At 52.4% G+C, this 17609-nt stretch carries 21 protein-coding genes; 11 read left to right on the top strand and 10 right to left on the bottom strand.

From position 1 onward, the window contains the following. Positions 1 to 387 precede the first annotated feature (387 nt). Positions 388 to 1032 (top strand): YchE family NAAT transporter, encoded by a 645-nt coding sequence (locus DK872_RS15305; RefSeq protein WP_007371895.1) that lies wholly within the window; start codon positions 388 to 390, stop codon positions 1030 to 1032. Between the two features lie 365 nt (positions 1033 to 1397). Here the strand turns inward: DK872_RS15305 and DK872_RS15300 are convergent, their stop codons facing one another. Beyond that, positions 1398 to 1634 carry a hypothetical protein gene (locus DK872_RS15300; protein WP_007371896.1) on the bottom strand — a complete coding sequence of 79 codons (237 nt, stop codon included), beginning with the start codon at positions 1632 to 1634 and terminating at the stop codon, positions 1398 to 1400. A 226-nt stretch (positions 1635 to 1860) separates the two neighbouring features. Here DK872_RS15300 and oppA point away from each other — a divergent pair, with 226 nt between their 5' ends. The 5 genes from oppA (at position 1861) to oppF (ending at position 7497) form a co-directional block, all read left to right on the top strand. After that, complete coding sequence (gene oppA, locus DK872_RS15295; RefSeq protein WP_007371897.1) at positions 1861 to 3492, top strand: oligopeptide ABC transporter substrate-binding protein OppA; 1632 nt, start codon at positions 1861 to 1863, stop codon at positions 3490 to 3492. A gap of 135 nt (positions 3493 to 3627) precedes the next feature. After that, a complete protein-coding gene (gene oppB, locus DK872_RS15290) occupies positions 3628 to 4548 on the top strand; it encodes an oligopeptide ABC transporter permease OppB (RefSeq protein ID WP_007371898.1) in 921 nt (306 codons plus the stop codon). Positions 4549 to 4562: 14 nt separating this feature from the next. Then, a complete protein-coding gene (gene oppC, locus DK872_RS15285) occupies positions 4563 to 5471 on the top strand; it encodes an oligopeptide ABC transporter permease OppC (RefSeq protein WP_007371899.1) in 909 nt (302 codons plus the stop codon). Positions 5472 to 5482: 11 nt separating this feature from the next. After that, on the top strand, positions 5483 to 6496 hold the full coding sequence (locus DK872_RS15280) for an ABC transporter ATP-binding protein (RefSeq protein WP_007371900.1): 1014 nt from the start codon (positions 5483 to 5485) through the stop codon (positions 6494 to 6496). Continuing rightward, entirely contained in the window at positions 6493 to 7497 is a 1005-nt protein-coding gene (gene oppF / locus DK872_RS15275) for a murein tripeptide/oligopeptide ABC transporter ATP-binding protein OppF (protein ID WP_007371901.1), read from the top strand. The genes DK872_RS15280 and oppF overlap by 4 nt, the downstream gene beginning before the upstream one ends. Positions 7498 to 7551: 54 nt before the next feature. Here oppF and DK872_RS15270 read toward each other — a convergent pair whose 3' ends face one another. Continuing rightward, a complete protein-coding gene (locus DK872_RS15270; RefSeq protein WP_007371902.1) occupies positions 7552 to 7881 on the bottom strand; it encodes an HI1450 family dsDNA-mimic protein in 330 nt (109 codons plus the stop codon). Between the two features lie 31 nt (positions 7882 to 7912). Continuing rightward, a complete protein-coding gene (gene cls, locus DK872_RS15265) occupies positions 7913 to 9373 on the bottom strand; it encodes a cardiolipin synthase (protein WP_161518506.1) in 1461 nt (486 codons plus the stop codon). A gap of 139 nt (positions 9374 to 9512) precedes the next feature. Here cls and DK872_RS15260 point away from each other — a divergent pair, with 139 nt between their 5' ends. The 3 genes from DK872_RS15260 (at position 9513) to DK872_RS15250 (ending at position 10731) form a co-directional block, all read left to right on the top strand. Then, complete coding sequence (locus tag DK872_RS15260; RefSeq protein WP_017457170.1) at positions 9513 to 9686, top strand: YciY family protein; 174 nt, start codon at positions 9513 to 9515, stop codon at positions 9684 to 9686. Positions 9687 to 9752: 66 nt separating this feature from the next. After that, positions 9753 to 10373: a LysE family translocator gene (locus tag DK872_RS15255; RefSeq protein ID WP_007371905.1), complete on the top strand. Its 621-nt coding sequence runs from the start codon at positions 9753 to 9755 to the stop codon at positions 10371 to 10373. Between the two features lie 19 nt (positions 10374 to 10392). Continuing rightward, a complete protein-coding gene (locus DK872_RS15250) occupies positions 10393 to 10731 on the top strand; it encodes an SMR family transporter (RefSeq protein WP_007371906.1) in 339 nt (112 codons plus the stop codon). 45 nt (positions 10732 to 10776) lie between these two features. Here DK872_RS15250 and DK872_RS15245 read toward each other — a convergent pair whose 3' ends face one another. Then, positions 10777 to 11073 carry a YciI family protein gene (locus tag DK872_RS15245; RefSeq protein WP_007371907.1) on the bottom strand — a complete coding sequence of 99 codons (297 nt, stop codon included), beginning with the start codon at positions 11071 to 11073 and terminating at the stop codon, positions 10777 to 10779. A 217-nt stretch (positions 11074 to 11290) separates the two neighbouring features. On the opposite strand from DK872_RS15245, the gene tonB reads away from it, so the two are divergent. Then, on the top strand, positions 11291 to 12016 hold the full coding sequence (gene tonB, locus DK872_RS15240) for a TonB system transport protein TonB (protein ID WP_172825193.1): 726 nt from the start codon (positions 11291 to 11293) through the stop codon (positions 12014 to 12016). A 27-nt stretch (positions 12017 to 12043) separates the two neighbouring features. On the opposite strand, the gene yciA is transcribed toward tonB, so the two are convergent. The 4 genes from yciA to DK872_RS15220 form a co-directional block, all read right to left on the bottom strand. After that, a complete protein-coding gene (gene yciA / locus DK872_RS15235) occupies positions 12044 to 12445 on the bottom strand; it encodes an acyl-CoA thioester hydrolase YciA (protein ID WP_007371909.1) in 402 nt (133 codons plus the stop codon). Between the two features lie 98 nt (positions 12446 to 12543). Then, the gene (locus DK872_RS15230; protein WP_161518505.1) at positions 12544 to 13086 is read right to left on the bottom strand and encodes a septation protein A; all 543 of its coding nucleotides are present in this window, start codon (positions 13084 to 13086) and stop codon (positions 12544 to 12546) included. A 51-nt stretch (positions 13087 to 13137) separates the two neighbouring features. Further along, a complete protein-coding gene (locus tag DK872_RS15225; protein WP_161518504.1) occupies positions 13138 to 13878 on the bottom strand; it encodes a YciC family protein in 741 nt (246 codons plus the stop codon). 24 nt (positions 13879 to 13902) lie between these two features. Continuing rightward, on the bottom strand, positions 13903 to 14307 hold the full coding sequence (locus tag DK872_RS15220) for a YkgJ family cysteine cluster protein (RefSeq protein ID WP_071532002.1): 405 nt from the start codon (positions 14305 to 14307) through the stop codon (positions 13903 to 13905). A 279-nt stretch (positions 14308 to 14586) separates the two neighbouring features. On the opposite strand from DK872_RS15220, the gene ompW reads away from it, so the two are divergent. Continuing rightward, positions 14587 to 15222: an outer membrane protein OmpW gene (gene ompW / locus DK872_RS15215; protein ID WP_007371913.1), complete on the top strand. Its 636-nt coding sequence runs from the start codon at positions 14587 to 14589 to the stop codon at positions 15220 to 15222. A 112-nt stretch (positions 15223 to 15334) separates the two neighbouring features. On the opposite strand, the gene DK872_RS15210 is transcribed toward ompW, so the two are convergent. Both DK872_RS15210 and DK872_RS15205 read right to left on the bottom strand, forming a co-directional pair. Continuing rightward, the gene (locus DK872_RS15210) at positions 15335 to 16639 is read right to left on the bottom strand and encodes a chloride channel protein (RefSeq protein WP_007371915.1); all 1305 of its coding nucleotides are present in this window, start codon (positions 16637 to 16639) and stop codon (positions 15335 to 15337) included. 10 nt (positions 16640 to 16649) lie between these two features. Beyond that, entirely contained in the window at positions 16650 to 17588 is a 939-nt protein-coding gene (locus DK872_RS15205; RefSeq protein WP_079517847.1) for a zinc-binding alcohol dehydrogenase family protein, read from the bottom strand. Positions 17589 to 17609 lie beyond the last annotated feature (21 nt).

The following is a 17609-nucleotide window of genomic DNA, read 5'->3' as shown; positions in this document are numbered from 1 at the left end:
AGAAAAACAAAAACTTAACGCCAACCCAATACTACTGGTTTACTGAAAGAGCCTTAACAGAAAAGTCGCATTTATTGACGATTTTGCTCTCTTTTCGTGGCTTCAAGATTACCCACTTCTGAGTAAGTAATGCGTGATCTGTGTCAAGTTTCAGCGAAGCTGACACCTTTCAGCAGGCCGTTTTTGGGCGTTTGTATCAAATGTTAATGGCATTTGGCCTGGCGCGCCGTAAGATTATCACAATTACAACAACTGAGTAACGCACTGTATTGCATGATTTTTCTGCAAATCTTAATGAACGTCGGTATGAAAACGCGTATCTTCTGCATGGATTTTCCTGCCACGCCGATATAGTTGATATAGGGTGACATTACGGAGCTTACAGCGGTGCAAACATTGATAGATTTACCTCTTTATTTTAAATTTTTTATTGGCCTTTTTGCGCTGGTGAACCCGGTCGGCATCATTCCGGTTTTTATCAGCATGACCAGTTATCAGATGGTTGGGGCGCGAAATAAAACCAACCTTACAGCAAACGTCTCAGTGGCCATTATCCTCTGGACTTCTTTATTTCTCGGTAATGGCATTTTGCAGTTATTCGGCATCTCGATTGATTCGTTCCGCATTGCTGGCGGCATTCTGGTTGTCACCATAGCTATGTCGATGATCAGCGGCAAACTCGGCGAGGATAAACAGAATAAACAAGAGAAGTCAGAAACCGCGATTCGCGAAAGTATCGGCGTGGTGCCGCTGGCATTACCTTTGATGGCGGGGCCTGGTGCCATCAGTTCCACGATTGTGTGGGGGACGCGCTATCACAACCTGGTGCATTTAATCGGTTTTACTGTGGCAATTGCACTATTTGCTTTCTGTTCGTGGGGATTGTTCCGCATCGCGCCATGGTTAGTGCGTTTACTGGGTCAAACCGGCATCAACGTTATCACCCGTATTATGGGGTTATTACTGATGGCGCTGGGCATTGAGTTTATTGTCGGCGGTATAAGATCCTTGTTCCCCGGCCTGCTGAACTGATTCACCTTTTTACTAAGTACGGCTGAGCTTGTTATCTCTTCCTTTATATAACAGGTAAATTCAGCCGCTACGAACCCGCCTGAGAAAGTCAAAAATTAGTAAAAGATATGAAGAATGCGCAAAGCGGCGCGAAATATAACAATTTACACTCATCAGAAAATCTGTTCTCAATCAGTGAATTATAAGTAATGTGAATCGATCCTGCGCGTATTTCGCGCAATTGAAGCTGTTATTTCTTTCACACCATACTATTGGGCTTGCCGTGACATAATTGAAATGATATTAGTACTTTCAGACTTCCTGCAGATGAATGTGCTAAAAAGTAGTCAATTGTTGATTATTTGTGCAAAATAATGTGGCGTCTGCTAAAAAGCATTACATGGCGGTAATGCTCTCTTATCTTCTTGATTTAAAGAGATAAAAAACTCAGAGGGAGGCTGTGCACGCAGCGCTTCATGGCTGATGCTGTGTCGCAAAAGAGAAATGGTTAACAAATTTGCAAATTGTATTGGCGGCAGTGTGAGGCATTTGATATTTTCCGCCCTTATATTTAGCTCCTTATAATTTGCAAGATAAACAATATAGATGAGAATCGTTTTCATATAACGACCATCGCCAGAATCAGAACTGCCTCGACAGGGGAGGTGGTTTCCCGAATCGACGTAAGATTGCCGTTTGAGCGATCCGTAATAAAAAAAGTCGGTGATAGCAGCAGTAAAAAAAGATGTCTGATAGCGCCAAAAAGCTCCTGCGCTCTTCAGGCCCCCACAGGGGATGAAACACGCTGACGTCAACGTCAGTAATTATAATGAGTGGAGTATCAACACAATGTCCATCATCACAAAGAAAAGTCTGGTAGCAGCAGGAGTTCTGGCTGCGCTAATTACCGGCAACGCGGCAATGGCTGCCGACGTTCCGGCAGGTGTTCAACTGGCGGATAATCAGACGCTGGTCCGTAATAATGGTTCTGAAGTGCAATCTCTCGACCCGCATAAAATTGAAGGGGTTCCTGAATCCAACGTCAGCCGCGATCTGTTCGAAGGTCTGCTGATCTCTGATGTTGAAGGCCACCCGACCGCCGGTGTCGCAGAGAAGTGGGAAAACAAAGATTTTAAAGTCTGGACCTTCCATCTGCGCAAAAACGCAAAATGGTCCGACGGTACGCCGGTAACGGCGCAAGATTTCGTCTACAGCTGGCAGCGTCTGGCGGATCCGAAAACGGCTTCTCCGTATGCGAGCTACCTGCAATACGGTCATATCGCTAACATCGACGACATTATCGCCGGTAAAAAACCCGTCACCGATCTCGGCGTAAAAGCTATCGATGACAACACGTTTGAAGTGACGCTTAGCGAGCCGGTTCCTTATTTCTATAAACTGCTGGTTCACCCATCAGTTTCTGCTGTGCCTAAAGCCGCTATTGAGAAATACGGTGAAAAATGGACTCAGCCAGCCAACATCGTCACCAACGGTGCTTACAAACTGAAAGACTGGGTGGTCAACGAACGTATCGTTCTTGAGCGTAACACCAACTATTGGGATAACGCTAAAACAGTTATCAACCAGGTTACCTACCTGCCGATCTCTTCTGAAGTGACAGACGTTAACCGCTATCGCAGCGGTGAAATCGACATGACTTACAACAACATGCCGATTGAACTGTTCCAGAAGCTGAAAAAAGAGATTCCTAAAGAAGTACACGTCGATCCGTACCTGTGTACTTACTACTACGAAATTAACAACCAAAAAGCGCCATTCACTGACGTTCGTGTTCGTACCGCCCTGAAACTGGCGCTGGACCGCGACATTATCGTCAATAAAGTGAAAAACCAGGGCGATCTGCCGGCATACAGCTACACGCCGCCGTATACCGATGGTGCAAAACTGACTGAACCAGCCTGGTTCAAAATGACCCAGGAACAGCGTAACGCCGAAGCGAAAAAACTGCTGGCCGAAGCAGGTTATACTGCGGATAAACCGCTCTCCTTCAGCCTGCTGTACAACACGTCTGACCTGCATAAGAAACTGGCGATTGCCGTGGCTTCCATCTGGAAGAAAAACCTTGGCGCTAACGTAACGCTGGAAAACCAGGAGTGGAAAACCTTCCTCGACACGCGTCATCAGGGCACCTTTGATGTGGCACGCGCAGGCTGGTGTGCGGACTACAACGAGCCGACCTCCTTCCTGAATACTATGCTGTCCGACAGCTCTAACAACACCGCGCACTATAAGAGCCCGGCGTTTGATAAGCTGATTGGTGACACGCTGAAAGTCACTGACGAAGCGCAGCGTACTGAGCTTTACTCCAAAGCTGAACAGCAGCTGGATAAAGACTCGGCGATCGTTCCGGTGTACTACTACGTGAACGCCCGTCTGGTGAAAACCTGGGTTGGCGGCTACACCGGTAAAGACCCGATGGATAATATCTACGTTAAAAACTTGTATATTATCAAGCATTAATGGCAATGAGTGGGGCAGGGTGACCTGCCCCACAGTGTCTTATTTTTTTCGCAACAGAATACACATCATGCACGGACGGCTAAATTGCTGTCTTGAAGCGAATGTGTAAAAGGCACAGGCCAGAAGGTACGGGCAATGTTGAAATTTATCCTACGTCGCTGTCTTGAAGCGATCCCAACGCTTTTCATCCTTATCACGATTTCGTTCTTTATGATGCGTCTCGCGCCGGGCAGTCCTTTTACCGGTGAACGCGCGCTTGCGCCGGAAGTGATGGCGAATATTGAAGCGAAATACCATTTAAACGATCCGATCACTACGCAGTATTTCAGCTATCTGAAACAGTTGGCGCATTTCGATTTCGGACCGTCATTTAAATACAAAGACTACACCGTAAACGATCTGGTTGCGGCCAGCTTCCCGGTTTCAGCGAAATTAGGGGCGGCAGCCTTTATTCTTGCGATTGTCTTTGGCGTTACCGCAGGCGTTGTTGCTGCGTTAAACCAGAACACGAAGTGGGATTACACGGTGATGGGGCTGGCAATGACCGGGGTAGTGATCCCCAGTTTTGTTGTCGCACCGTTATTAGTGATGATCTTCGCCATTATATTGAAATGGCTGCCAGCCGGTGGCTGGAATGGCGGTGCACTGAAATTCATGATCCTGCCGATGGTTGCGCTCTCTCTGGCCTATATTGCCAGTATCGCCCGTATTACGCGCGGTTCAATGATTGAGGTATTACACTCAAACTTTATTCGTACAGCCCGCGCGAAAGGTTTGCCGATGCGCCGCATTATCTTCCGCCATGCGCTGAAACCTGCGCTGCTGCCGGTACTCTCTTACATGGGGCCTGCGTTTGTCGGCATTATTACCGGCTCAATGGTTATCGAGACCATTTATGGTCTGCCGGGTATCGGCCAGCTGTTTGTGAACGGCGCGCTGAACCGTGACTATTCGCTGGTACTGAGCCTGACTATCCTTGTGGGGGCGCTGACCATTATCTTTAACGCGATCGTTGATGTGCTGTATGCCGTTATCGATCCGAAGATCCGTTATTAACACTGGAGTTCGCCATGATGTTAAGTAAGAAAAACAGCGAGGCGCTGGAAAACTTCAGTGAGAAACTCGAAGTCGAAGGACGTAGTCTGTGGCAGGATGCGCGTCGCCGCTTTATGCATAACCGCGCGGCGGTTGCCAGCCTGGTTGTGCTGTTGCTGATCGCATTGTTTGTGACGCTGGCGCCAATGGTTTCACAATTTACCTATTTCGATACCGACTGGGGCATGATGTCGAGCCAGCCGGATATGGAGTCCGGTCACTATTTTGGTACTGACTCCTCCGGACGCGATCTACTGGTGCGTGTGGCGATCGGCGGACGTATCTCGCTGATGGTCGGTATTGCTGCGGCGCTGGTGGCGGTCGTGGTCGGTACGCTTTACGGATCGCTTTCCGGCTACCTCGGCGGCAAAACCGATTCCGTCATGATGCGTCTGCTGGAAATCCTCAACTCCTTCCCGTTTATGTTCTTCGTTATCCTGCTGGTGACCTTCTTTGGGCAAAATATTCTGCTCATTTTTGTGGCGATCGGTATGGTCTCCTGGCTGGATATGGCGCGTATCGTTCGCGGTCAGACCTTAAGCCTGAAGCGTAAAGAGTTTATCGAAGCGGCGCAGGTTGGTGGTGTTTCTACGGCGAATATCGTGGTGCGTCACATCGTACCGAACGTTCTGGGCGTGGTGGTGGTGTACGCGTCGCTGCTGGTACCGAGCATGATCCTGTTCGAATCCTTCCTCAGCTTCCTGGGGCTGGGTACGCAGGAGCCGCTGAGCAGTTGGGGCGCGTTGTTAAGCGATGGCGCCAACTCGATGGAAGTGTCTCCGTGGCTGCTGCTGTTTCCGGCAGGTTTCCTCGTTGTCACTCTGTTCTGTTTTAACTTTATCGGCGATGGCCTGCGTGATGCCCTCGACCCGAAAGATCGTTAAGGAGTGCTGTCATGAGCATTACTGAAACCTCATTAGCGTCCACGACGCGGCAGCAATCGGACCTTCTGCTGGATGTCAAAGATTTGCGGGTCACCTTCCAGACGCCGGATGGCGATGTTACGGCGGTCAACGATCTCAATTTCTCGCTGCGTGCGGGTGAAACACTGGGTATCGTTGGTGAGTCCGGCTCCGGCAAATCGCAGACTGCATTTGCGCTGATGGGGCTGCTGGCGGCTAACGGTCGCATTGGCGGTTCTGCGACGTTTAACGGTAAAGAGATCCTCAATTTGCCGGAACAGGCGTTGAACAAACTGCGCGCCGAACAGATCTCCATGATTTTCCAGGATCCAATGACCTCGTTGAACCCGTATATGCGGGTTGGCGAGCAGTTAATGGAAGTCCTGATGTTGCATAAAGGCATAGGCAAAGCGGAAGCGTTTGAAGAATCCGTTAAAATGCTCGATGCGGTGAAAATGCCGGAAGCGCGTAAGCGCATGCGTATGTATCCGCATGAGTTTTCCGGTGGTATGCGTCAGCGTGTGATGATCGCGATGGCGTTGCTGTGCCGGCCGAAACTGCTGATTGCCGACGAGCCGACCACCGCGCTGGATGTGACCGTACAGGCGCAGATCATGACTTTGCTGAATGAACTGAAACGTGAATTCAACACCGCGATTATCATGATCACCCATGACCTCGGCGTGGTTGCCGGGATTTGCGATAAAGTGCTGGTGATGTATGCCGGGCGCACCATGGAATATGGCAACGCGCGCGATGTGTTCTACCATCCGTCTCATCCTTACTCTATCGGCCTGTTAAGTGCTGTACCGCGTCTGGATGCTGAAGGTGAAGCGCTGTTGACCATTCCGGGCAATCCGCCGAACTTGCTGCGTCTGCCGAAAGGCTGTCCGTTCCAGCCTCGCTGCCCGCATGCGATGGAAATCTGTAACAGTGCTCCACCGCTGGAGCAGTTTGCCCCAGGCCGCCTGCGCGCCTGCTTTAAGTCGGTGGAGGAACTGGTATGAACGCGATGACCGAAGAGAGAAAAGTGCTGCTGGAAATCGCCGATCTGAAGGTGCATTTCGATATCAAAGACGGCAAACAGTGGTTCTGGCAACCGGCAAAAACCCTGAAAGCAGTCGATGGCGTCACCCTGCGTCTGTACGAAGGGGAAACCCTCGGCGTGGTCGGTGAGTCCGGCTGCGGTAAATCGACCTTTGCCCGTGCCATTATCGGGCTGGTAAAAGCTACCGACGGTAAAGTTGCCTGGCTGGGTAAAGATCTGCTGGGCATGAAACCGGAAGAGTGGCGCGATGTGCGCAGTGATATCCAGATGATTTTCCAGGATCCGCTGGCGTCGCTGAACCCGCGTATGACTATCGGGGAAATCATTGCCGAGCCGTTGCGCACCTATCACCCGAAAATGTCGCGTCAGGAAGTGCGCGATCGCGTGAAAACGATGATGATGAAGGTCGGTTTGTTGCCGAACCTCATCAACCGCTACCCGCATGAGTTTTCCGGCGGTCAGTGTCAGCGTATTGGTATTGCCCGCGCGCTGATTCTTGAACCCAAGCTGATTATCTGCGATGAGCCGGTATCCGCACTGGATGTGTCGATTCAGGCGCAGGTGGTGAACCTGCTGCAACAACTGCAACGTGAAATGGGGCTGTCACTGATCTTTATCGCCCATGACCTGGCCGTTGTGAAGCACATCTCCGATCGCGTGCTGGTGATGTACCTCGGGCACGCCGTTGAGTTAGGTACTTACGATGAGGTGTATCAGAACCCGCTACATCCGTACACCAAAGCGCTGATGTCGGCCGTGCCGGTTCCCGATCCGGATCTGGAAAAGAATAAAACTATCCAGTTGCTGGAAGGGGATTTACCGTCGCCGATTAACCCACCGTCAGGTTGTGTCTTCCGTACCCGTTGTCCGATTGCCGGGCCGGAATGCGCGCAGACGCGTCCGGTACTGGAGGGCAGTTTCCGCCATGCGGTCTCTTGCCTGAAAGTCGACCCGTTATAAGCGATGCATAAAAAAGGGCTGACATTTGTCAGCCCTTTTTACTTCCACGGCAGCTTATTCGCGCCACAGAATATGGCAAAGTTTATGATCTTTCTCACGGCACAGCAAAACACGCGCGAAGATGTCATTGAGTTCGCCACCGTCGGTGTCTGCCAGCCCGATCACCACTTCAGCAAAGAAATCCGGGTTTAAATCGTAGTCGACATGCTCCGCCCAATCTTCGCCTGGATCAAACAGCTCTGCGCCGCCACGCTCTTCAAATTGCAGGTTGAAAAGAATGATGTCCGCCGGGTCAAGGTTGTCCGCCGCCAGTTCGAGGAAGATGTCATAAGCCTGTTCGAGCGTTTCGTCTTCGGTCAGGCGGTTGTTCAGATCCATTTCCATGATTTACCTCTTCATGTCTGTTGGGCACGTTTTACAGCAACGGACTAAAGAAGTAAAACAGTCGTTCAGCAATCCGGTGCCAGAATGGACGTTTTACCCACAACCGCGCATCAAGTAACCGGGAACGGGAGATATAATCGTCCTGCACCGCCGCCAGATCGCCGCCAAAACCGGCATCATCAATAACCAGCGTGATCTCAAAATTCAGCCATAAACTGCGCATATCAAGGTTCACGGTGCCAATAAGGCTCAATTCGCCGTCAACCAGCACGCTTTTGGTGTGCAACAGACCGCCTTCAAACTGATAAATCTTCACCCCGGCCGCCAGCAACTCAGTGAAAAAGGCGCGGCTGGCCCAACCGACCAGCACCGAGTCGTTTTTGCGCGGCAGAATAATGCTCACATCGACACCGCGCTGCGCCGCCGTGCAAATGGCGTGCAGCAAGTCGTCACTGGGTACGAAATAGGGCGTGGTCATGATCAGGTATTCACGTGAGGCGTAAACTGCGGTCAGTAATGCCTGGTGAATCAAATCTTCGGGAAACCCTGGCCCCGAGGCAATCGTGTGAATCGTGTGCCCGCTGGCTTCTTCAAACGGCATAATATTGGCATCCGGCGGCGGTGGCAGAATGCGCTTGCCGGTCTCAATCTCCCAGTCGCAGGAGTAAACGATGCCCATCGCCGTGGCAACCGGGCCTTCCATTCGCGCCATCAAATCGACCCACTGGCCGACGCCGGCGTCCTGTTTGAAGAAGCGCGGGTCGACCATATTCATGCTGCCGGTGTAGGCAATATAGTTATCGATGAGCACAATCTTGCGGTGCTGGCGTAAATCCATACGACGTAAAAAAACGCGCATCAGATTCACCTTCAGCGCCTCGACCACCTCGATGCCCGCATTGCGCATCATCGCAGCCCAGGGGCTACGGAAGAATGCCACGCTACCCGCAGAGTCGAGTAACAGACAGCAGTGCACGCCGCGTCGTGCTGCGGCCATCAGCGATTCTGCCACCTGATCGGCCATTCCGCCGGGTTGCCAGATGTAGAACACCATCTCAATATTGTGCCTGGCGAGCTGAATATCGCGGATCAGCGCCTGCATCACATCATCGCTGGATGTCAGCAGTTGCAACTGGTTGCCTTTAACGCCCGCGATGCCCTGGCGCCGTTCGCACAATTTAAATAATGAGGAAGCAACGCTGCTGTTTTCCTGTGCGAAGATGCGTTTAAAGTTTTTTAAATCGTTGAGCCATTTGGCGGTAGAAGGCCACATGGCGCGGGCGCGTTCGGCGCGGCGTTTGCCGAGATGCAATTCGCCCAGCGAGAGATAGGCGATAATCCCAACCAGTGGCAGAATATAGATAATTAACAGCCAGGCCATCGCCGATGTTACCGCCCGCCGTTTCATTAAAATACGCAGGGTTACACCAGCAATCAGTAGCCAGTAACCTAAGACGATCAGCCAACTCATTACGGTGTAAAAAGCGGACATAGATAAAAATCCTTTTAAAAACCACATCTCATGAGTTTACGCATCCGCATTCATCTGGCAAATAAAAACGCGGAAAAGCACTGGTCTGGGAAAAACGACGGACTATAATGGCCTCTCTGTTTTGTTCAGAGTTGTAAAAATGAAGCGTAGTCGAACGGAAGTGGGGCGCTGGCGTATGCTTCGGCAGATGAGCCGCCGTAAAGCCCGCTGGCTGGAAGCGCAATCACGCCGCAATATGCGCATCCACGCCATCAGAAAATGCGGCGTAAATCGCCATCGTAATGTGCTGTTGTTCGCCATTTACGATCTTTGATACCCGGGCACCGATAAGGTGCCCGCGGTCGTTTTAGGGCTTTCTTTTATCTACAGGAGAGGCAGCATGTCGGTTCTTGATAGTCTTCTTGCATTCACTTTTGCGGCAACGCTGCTGACGTTAACACCCGGGCTTGATACCGCGCTGATACTGCGTACGGCGGCGGTGGAAGGGCGTAAGCAGGCATTCAAAGCCGCGCTTGGTATCAATACCGGATGCCTGATTTGGGGGGCGATGGTTGCCTTCGGCCTTGGCGCGCTGATTGCGGTTTCTGAACTCGCTTATAACATCCTGAAATATTGCGGCGCCGCTTACCTCTGCTGGCTGGGGCTGAATATGCTGTTACGTCCCCGCGGTTCACTGGCTACAGACAATGGGACGCAAACTAAAGCACAAAACTGGTTTATAAAAGGCATGCTGGGTAATGTGCTGAATCCAAAAGTCGGTATCTTTTACGTCTCGTTTTTACCGCAATTTATTCCGCACGGGCAGCCGCTGATTGCCTGGACTTTCGGCCTGGTCATGATTCATGTTGTGCTGGGCTCCTGCTGGTCAACGGTATTAATTTCGGCGACCCGCCCGCTGTCGTCATTCTTGCGTAAAGAGAGAGTGATACGTTGGATGGATCGCAGTACCGGCATGGTGTTCCTGCTGTTTGCTACCCGCCTGGCCATGAGCAAGCGTTAACGGATATAAGTTGGACAAAATGAATAAAGAAGCGCTTATTTTCCTTGGTATCGCCATTGTTGTTGAAGTGATAGCCACCACCGCACTGAAATCATCGGACAGCTTTACCCGGCTGCTGCCCAGTATCATTAGCATTGCGGGTTATTGCATTGCGTTCTGGTGCCTGACGATTCCGATGCGCACCATCCCGACGGGAATTATTTACGCCATCTGGTCTGGCGCCGGGATCGTATTGATTGGGATTGTTGGCTGGTTGGTTCACGGTCAGAAACTGGATCTTCCGGCAATGCTGGGGATGGGGTTGATTATTGCCGGTGTGGTTATCATTAATCTTTTTTCCAAAAGTGTTGCTCATTAATCGTTGTAACCAGAAGGACCCGCCATCTTTGGCGGGTCTTAAGTTTTAAAAAACCTTTTTGAACGGCTTAACAATAACGTTCTGGTACACGCCAGCGGCAACATAGGGATCGGCATCCGCCCAGGCTTTTGCCACCTCAAGCGATTCAAACTCTGCAATCACCGTTGAACCGGTAAAACCTGCGGCACCAGGGTCGTTACTGTCCACCGCTGGCATCGGTCCAGCAGTCAGCAAACGGCCTTCGTCACGCAGCAGCTGCAGTCGCGCCAGATGGGCAGGGCGCACGGATAAACGTTTCTCAAGCGAGTCAGCAACATCTTCAGCAAAAATCACATAAAGCACGGGAAGAGCTCCTTACTTATCAGAAAGGCATACCGTATGTGAAAGGGAATGCGACTGCAATGTAAAGATGCACTGACATTAATATGCGTGTAAAAAGTGCGGTTTTTTACCCTATCAGAGAGAAAATAACCAGTGAATGCGATGGCTTGTTGAATATGATTGCTATTTGCATTTAAAATTGAGCCCTGGTTTTTTAACTGACACGATTATGACTTCAATGACCCTTGATTTACCTCGCCGCTTTCCCTGGCCGACGCTGTTGTCCGTCGGTATTCACGGAGCCGTCGTGGCGGGTCTGCTCTATACATCGGTACATCAGGTTGTTGAATTGCCCGCACCCGCACAGCCTATCTCTGTGACGATGGTAACGCCGGCTGAACTCGAACCGCCGCAGGTAGTGCAACCGCCACAACCTGTCGTCGAACCGGAACCAGAACCCGAACCGGAACCGGTAGTGGAGCCGCCGAAAGAAGCCCCGGTAGTGATTGAAAAGCCAAAACCGAAACCTAAGCCGAAGCCAAAACCGAAACCGGAGAAAAAGGTCGAGCAGACGAAGCCGGAGGTGAAACCGGCACAGTCGCGTCCGGCATCACCGTTTAACAACAACGCGCCAGCGCGTCCGGTGGCTAATCCGACACCGTCGGCGTCCTTCACGCCAGCGCCGTCTGTGCCTGCTGGTCCCCGCGCGCTGAGTCGTAACCAGCCGCAATATCCGGCGCGTGCGCAGGCGCTGCGTATTGAAGGTCGTGTGCGGGTGAAATTTGACGTTACGGCCGATGGCCGCGTCGAGAATGTTGAAGTTCTGTCTGCACAGCCAGCAAACATGTTCGAACGTGAAGTGAAAGCGGCTATGCGGAAATGGCGCTACGAAGCCGGTAAGCCCGGTTCAGGACTGATAGTTAATGTGGTATTCCGCCTGAATGGCGGGGCGTCAATGGAATAAGAAAAAGCCTCCGTCAGGAGGCTTTTTTTATGACTGTTGCGGTAACGGGCGAGGTTTCCCTTCTTTATCAACCGCGACATAGATAAACAGCGCCTCGGTGGCTTTGTAACGCTGGCCAATGGGCTCAGAAGAGACTTTTTTTACCCACACTTCCATATTGATACTGACGGAAGTATTCCCGCGTTTCACGCAGCGCGCATAGCAGCACACCACGTCGCCGACGGCAACCGGCCGGAGGAAGGTCATGCCATCCACCCGCACGGTGACCACGCGTCCGTGCGCAATCTCTTTTGCCAGGATTGCGCCCCCCATATCCATTTGTGACATCAACCAGCCGCCGAAGATATCTCCGTTAGCATTGGTATCTGCTGGCATTGCTAATGTGCGTAAAACAAGTTCTCCCTGAGGAGTTTCCTGAATGGTGGTCATTATTATCTCTTCTGTGATGAGGGATTTCTGGCGCGATGCTACTACGAATACGGGGCGTTCGGGAAGAAAAAAGCCAGGCGCTGGCCTGGCTTCAGTTTTCAGGAATTATCATCCTGCTGCGGCATATGGCGGTAGATGTAAATACCGCTGAGCACGGTAAACACCAGCGTCAGAATCGTCAGGCCAAACACTTTGAAATTGACCCAAACATCAAACGGCAGCCAGAAAGCAATGTAGATATTCGCCAGCCCGCAAACGATAAAGAATAGTGCCCAGGCGATGTTCAGCCGTGACCAGACGGCTGCGGGCAGCGTCAGCTCTTTCCCGAGCATGCTCTGGATCAGGGTTTTCTTCATCACCCACTGGCTGAACAACAGCGCGATGGCAAACAAACCGTAAATCACCGTTACTTTCCACTTAATAAACTCAACGTCGTGGAATTTGATGGTTAATCCGCCAAACACGGCAACCAGCACAAACGTGATTAACGCTACTTTTTCCACTTTGCGGTAACGGATCCAGCAATAAATCAGCACGATGGCTGAGGCGATAATCAATACTTTGGTCGCGGCGAAAATATCGTAAAGTTTGTAAACTGCGAAAAAGAGCGCCAGCGGAAGAAAATCAAGAAACTGCTTCATTCTACGATTCCATAAACAGGGGCAACCCTGAGCGGGCTGCCGGAACAATCATTAGCGCATCAGCATATAGAGGCGGAACAGATAAATAAGCAGCGCCGCCGAGATCAAATTGCTGATTGTATTCGCGATAACTGCGCCTACTTCCGGGGTGAAAACCGCGAAATTGTGCGCGAACATTAACAGAACTGTTTTTGCCAGCAGCCAGCTTATGACCGCCGGAGCTACCAGCCGCATATTGCGCCAGCTCAGACGCATACTGCTGCGCATGGCGGCGAAAATCCCCACTTTATCCTGTACCAGCATGACGGGGGCGAAGGAGAGCAGAATCGCCAGAATCACGCCCGGAACAATGATAAACATGATGCCGATCTGCACCATAAAGGTGGTCAACAGGATCAATAAAAACAGCTTTGGCAGCACCGGCACGCTGGCACCAATCGCGCGCAGCGCACTGACGCGTTGACCGGCTGAAACCATCTGGATCAGCAGCAAAACGCCGCCTGCCAGAATCGCGTTGCCGATAAGCCCGGAGAAGGTCGATGCTGCCGAGGCGCGCAGCAGCACCTGCTGTTGCTCTGGCGTCATGTTTTGCACCAGTTCAAACAAGCCGACGCTGCCCGCCAGGTTATCCCCTTGCGTTAAAATGGAGAGTTGTTCGTCAGTGGGTGAAAACGCGTGCCCAATGACTGCGGTGATAAATGCGCACAGCAGCGCAATCAGCAAAATGGTAATCAACTGATTACGAAAAAAATTCCCCGTGTCACGGTAAACGGACTTCGCCGTGATAGACATGCACTCTCCTTGAGTATTGCGGTATCAAATTGTCGGCGATTGTACCCCGAATAGTGGCTCAGTGGCAGCATCATGGCTTGTATGGAAAAGCATATCTTTGTAAAGAGGCGCTAATCCGTAACGTGCGCGGGCGCGATCGCAGGCTTCATTCACTTCGCCATTCTCGCCAGACATCGCAAATTCCCGGCAAGGTGATGGTCTTCCTTCATAGATACTGCAACGGGCCGATTCGCCGGGGGTCCCCTCCAGCGCCACGCAGCGGCTCTGTTTCTGATTAGTGCCGCTCATACAGCGTAAAAAGGGGGTTAGTGGCTCTGTAAGTTGAGCCGGGACAGGGCCGCCAGCGTCATCCGCTTCAGCCCAGTAAAAAGAGACACGAAAATACGCACAACATGCTCCGCACGACATGCACGGATTGAGATCGCTCATAGCACACCTGCACTTCACAACGTATCAAGACGAATTGTCAGGCCACTAAATTATCTCTGCGCTTACTGGCGTACAAGATGGCTAAGGTGGAAAATTTTCATGCCTGAAAAAGTGAAAATTGATTTAAATACAAAAATTAAGGGGGTGGCATGAGGATGAAAATTAACTCAGATCAATGAATGTTAAATTATGGGATTAAGTGTGATCTGGGTTGGATCACTTTGTACTCAGTTATGGGTATATTCACGTCGCGATAAAAACCACAATTACGGAGTGGATATGAAAAAATTAGCTGTGGCAGCATTAGTCCTGAGTTCGCTTTCCGGCGGCGCGTATGCGCATGACGCGGGCGAATTCTTTATTCGTGCCGGTTCCGCTACTGTCCGTCCAACGGCAGGTTCGGATAATGTTCTGGGTAGTCTTGGTAGTTTTAATGTCAGCAATAACACCCAGTTGGGTGTGACGATGACATGGATGGCAACGGACAATGTGGGTATTGAACTGCTGGCTGCGACGCCGTTCCGCCACCGCGTAGGCACTGGCCCTACGGGCGATATCGCAACCGTGCATCATTTGCCGCCTTCGCTGATGGCGCAGTGGTACTTTGGTGATCCGAAAAGCAAATTCCGTCCGTATATTGGCGCGGGTATCAACTACACCACTTTCTTTGACGAAAAATTTAACGACACCGGTAAAGCAGCCGGGCTTTCCGATCTGAGCCTGAAAGATTCATGGGGCGCGGCAGGGCAAGTAGGGCTGGACTATCTGATCAATAGCAACTGGTTAATCAACATGTCGGTCTGGTATATGGATATTGATACGGATGTGCGTTTCAAGGCCAATGGCGCTCAGCAGAGTGTCAGCACTCGCCTGGATCCGTGGGTATTTATGTTCTCTGCGGGTTATCGTTTTTGAGTCCGGCTGGAAACTGGCCCAGCTTGCGGCCAGTTTCCCCGTTTATCTCTGCGTTCGTGGCTTTTACACCGCCAAATCCATTTAATCACTGCACGGTAATTAGTCGTCGGGATCACTCCACGTAGCGGCAGGTCATATACGCGCCAGCCACGCACAAGGTGAGAGGGACAAAAAAGCTGAAGTCCATGCCGGTAAATTCCATCAGCAGGACAATGGCGGTCAGCGGCATCTGCATGGATGACGCCAGAAACGCGGCACCGCCGGTGAGAGCAAATTCTCCCATACTGCCCCCAGGGAAGAAGGGACCGACAAGTAGATACATCAGCGCGCCCAGCAGTGCGCCAATCGCCAGGCCGGGCGTCAGCAGGCCGCCCTCCGCGCCGCCGCGTAGCACCATCCAGATACTGACTACTTTCAGGCCAATCAGCATGGCTGCCAGCGGCAGAGTGACACCGCCGCCAAAACTGAGCTGCACTGGCCCGCGGCCGTTGCCCGGCAGTTGCGGAAACCAGATGGAGAACAAACCGAGGCAGGCAAAGGCGAGTAAACAGAATAGCGGCATCTGCCAGTTGCTTTTCACCTGGCCGCGCGCTTGTCGCGTCATGCGGCGAAACTGGCAAGCGGCATAACCGAACAGCGGGCCGGAGAGCGCCGCCCAAACGATTAATGATACAGGTGCGGGTGGCGCAATAAATTGGTACTGACGTTCGTTGCCCAGCACCAGAGAGGCGACAAACGCCGCCAGCGCGGAACTGACCGTTGCGGCAATCACCGCATCCCAGGCGATGGTCACCAGCAACACTTCCAGCGTGAAAATCGCACCGGCCAGCGGGACGTTATAAACCGCAGCCAGCCCGGCTCCTGCACCACAGGCGATCACCATCCGGGTTTCCTGTGCATTGAGGCCGCTACGCCGGGCAATGTTGCCGCCAAACAGCGCGCCCACTTCTCGCGGCGCGCTTTCACGTCCCAGCGGCGAGCCCATCGCCACCGTCACCACCTGTAAAAGGGCATGGCAGATTGTGGTACCCGCTGGCATCTGGCGACCCTTTTCGCCGAGCGCCGCCGTAACGCTTACCCGGGGCTTACCATATCTCGCCAGCAACCACCAGCCGCAGCCGGCAATTGCACCGGCACCGGTCAGTGCGGCAAAACGGCGCAGGTTACTGGCATCGGTAACGCCTTGCAGAAACGGCGCGCCGCCAATCAGTGATTGCTGACTGTAACCAAACACCAGATGCTGGATTTCATGCAGCAGTAGCGCAATTAGCATGCCTGACGCGCCGGAAAGCAGGCCAGTCAGCAGCAGCGCTATCCAGCGCCGCGGCCAGGGGGAAGGTGTGTCACTCATCGATTCACTCTCTGTATAACCAGCGTCACGGTCATTATTCCACAGAAAATATGAACCTTTTAACAATGGGTTACCATTAGCTGATAACAAAAACGGTTCTTTTCTGGCTGTCATCACGCAGCCAGGCAGTTTCAACGTCACTCAGAGGCGCAGGCGTAGTGGCAATACGCAGTTGCGCCGGTAGCGCCACGGCGAACATCTCTGCGGTAGCTTGCAGCAGCTGAGGTAACGATAAACTACCGATGCCGCTGCCCATCAACTGGATCGGCGCTGCGCGCAGCCAGGCGCCGGACAAACGGATATCCTGCCCGGAAAGCGCACCCACCTGAACAAAGCGGGTTGGCGATTTTGCCTTCGCGGCGGCGGTGAGGATCAGTTCTGCGCTACTACCCCACAAATAATCCACCACCACATCGACAGGAGTCGCGAAGGCGCCAGCGAATTGCTGGCGCAGCGCTTCGCTCTCATCCGTCAGATTGATCGCGTGATCTGCGCCAAGACTGTGCAAAACGGCGGCGTTACGCCCGGTGACGATAATTTTCCCCGCGCCGAGGTAGCGGGCAATCTGCACCGCAAGTTGTCCGGCGCTGCCTGTTGCGCCATTGATCAACACCGTTTCACCGCGACGGAGGCCCGCGCGGGTTGCCAGTGCAGCCCAGGCTGACATGCCCGGATTTGCCATCGCCGCGGCGCTGATGCTGTCCAGCTCATCCACCAGAGGGATGCAGTGCTGTTCCGCAACAGGCGCAAACTCTGCCATGCTGCCCCATGGCGCGCGCGGAAAAGCAAACCAGACACGCTGGCCGTCTGGTCGTGTGCCGACGCCATCAATACCCGGTACAAAGGGTAGCGCACCATCAAAACTGTAATGCTGGCCTGATGCGCGGCTTTTCACCACATGACTTATCGCGGCGGCGTTAACGGTGATCAGGCACTCGCCCTGTCGGGCTTCAGGCAGGGCGAAGCTGGCATAACGTGGGGGCAGGTTGGTCTGGTGGACAATGGCTGCGTACATAGAATTCTCTCCGTCAGGGTT

This window comes from Kosakonia sp. MH5 (assembly GCF_009935945.1).
Classification (GTDB): Bacteria; Pseudomonadota; Gammaproteobacteria; order Enterobacterales; family Enterobacteriaceae; genus Kosakonia; species Kosakonia radicincitans.
This window is presented reverse-complemented; position numbering and strand designations above follow the sequence as displayed.

Coding starts and splice junctions, on each gene's coding strand:
- DK872_RS15300 (WP_007371896.1), bottom strand. CDS start 1,634: ATGAAAACGATTCTCATCTATATTGTTTATCTTGCAAATTATAAGGAG.
- oppA (WP_007371897.1), top strand. CDS start 1,861: ATGTCCATCATCACAAAGAAAAGTCTGGTAGCAGCAGGAGTTCTGGCT.
- oppB (WP_007371898.1), top strand. CDS start 3,628: ATGTTGAAATTTATCCTACGTCGCTGTCTTGAAGCGATCCCAACGCTT.
- oppC (WP_007371899.1), top strand. CDS start 4,563: ATGATGTTAAGTAAGAAAAACAGCGAGGCGCTGGAAAACTTCAGTGAG.
- DK872_RS15280 (WP_007371900.1), top strand. CDS start 5,483: ATGAGCATTACTGAAACCTCATTAGCGTCCACGACGCGGCAGCAATCG.
- oppF (WP_007371901.1), top strand. CDS start 6,493: ATGAACGCGATGACCGAAGAGAGAAAAGTGCTGCTGGAAATCGCCGAT.
- DK872_RS15270 (WP_007371902.1), bottom strand. CDS start 7,881: ATGGAAATGGATCTGAACAACCGCCTGACCGAAGACGAAACGCTCGAA.
- cls (WP_161518506.1), bottom strand. CDS start 9,373: ATGTCCGCTTTTTACACCGTAATGAGTTGGCTGATCGTCTTAGGTTAC.
- DK872_RS15260 (WP_017457170.1), top strand. CDS start 9,513: ATGAAGCGTAGTCGAACGGAAGTGGGGCGCTGGCGTATGCTTCGGCAG.
- DK872_RS15255 (WP_007371905.1), top strand. CDS start 9,753: ATGTCGGTTCTTGATAGTCTTCTTGCATTCACTTTTGCGGCAACGCTG.
- DK872_RS15250 (WP_007371906.1), top strand. CDS start 10,393: ATGAATAAAGAAGCGCTTATTTTCCTTGGTATCGCCATTGTTGTTGAA.
- tonB (WP_172825193.1), top strand. CDS start 11,291: ATGACCCTTGATTTACCTCGCCGCTTTCCCTGGCCGACGCTGTTGTCC.
- yciA (WP_007371909.1), bottom strand. CDS start 12,445: ATGACCACCATTCAGGAAACTCCTCAGGGAGAACTTGTTTTACGCACA.
- DK872_RS15230 (WP_161518505.1), bottom strand. CDS start 13,086: ATGAAGCAGTTTCTTGATTTTCTTCCGCTGGCGCTCTTTTTCGCAGTT.
- DK872_RS15225 (WP_161518504.1), bottom strand. CDS start 13,878: ATGTCTATCACGGCGAAGTCCGTTTACCGTGACACGGGGAATTTTTTT.
- DK872_RS15220 (WP_071532002.1), bottom strand. CDS start 14,307: ATGAGCGATCTCAATCCGTGCATGTCGTGCGGAGCATGTTGTGCGTAT.
- ompW (WP_007371913.1), top strand. CDS start 14,587: ATGAAAAAATTAGCTGTGGCAGCATTAGTCCTGAGTTCGCTTTCCGGC.
- DK872_RS15205 (WP_079517847.1), bottom strand. CDS start 17,588: ATGTACGCAGCCATTGTCCACCAGACCAACCTGCCCCCACGTTATGCC.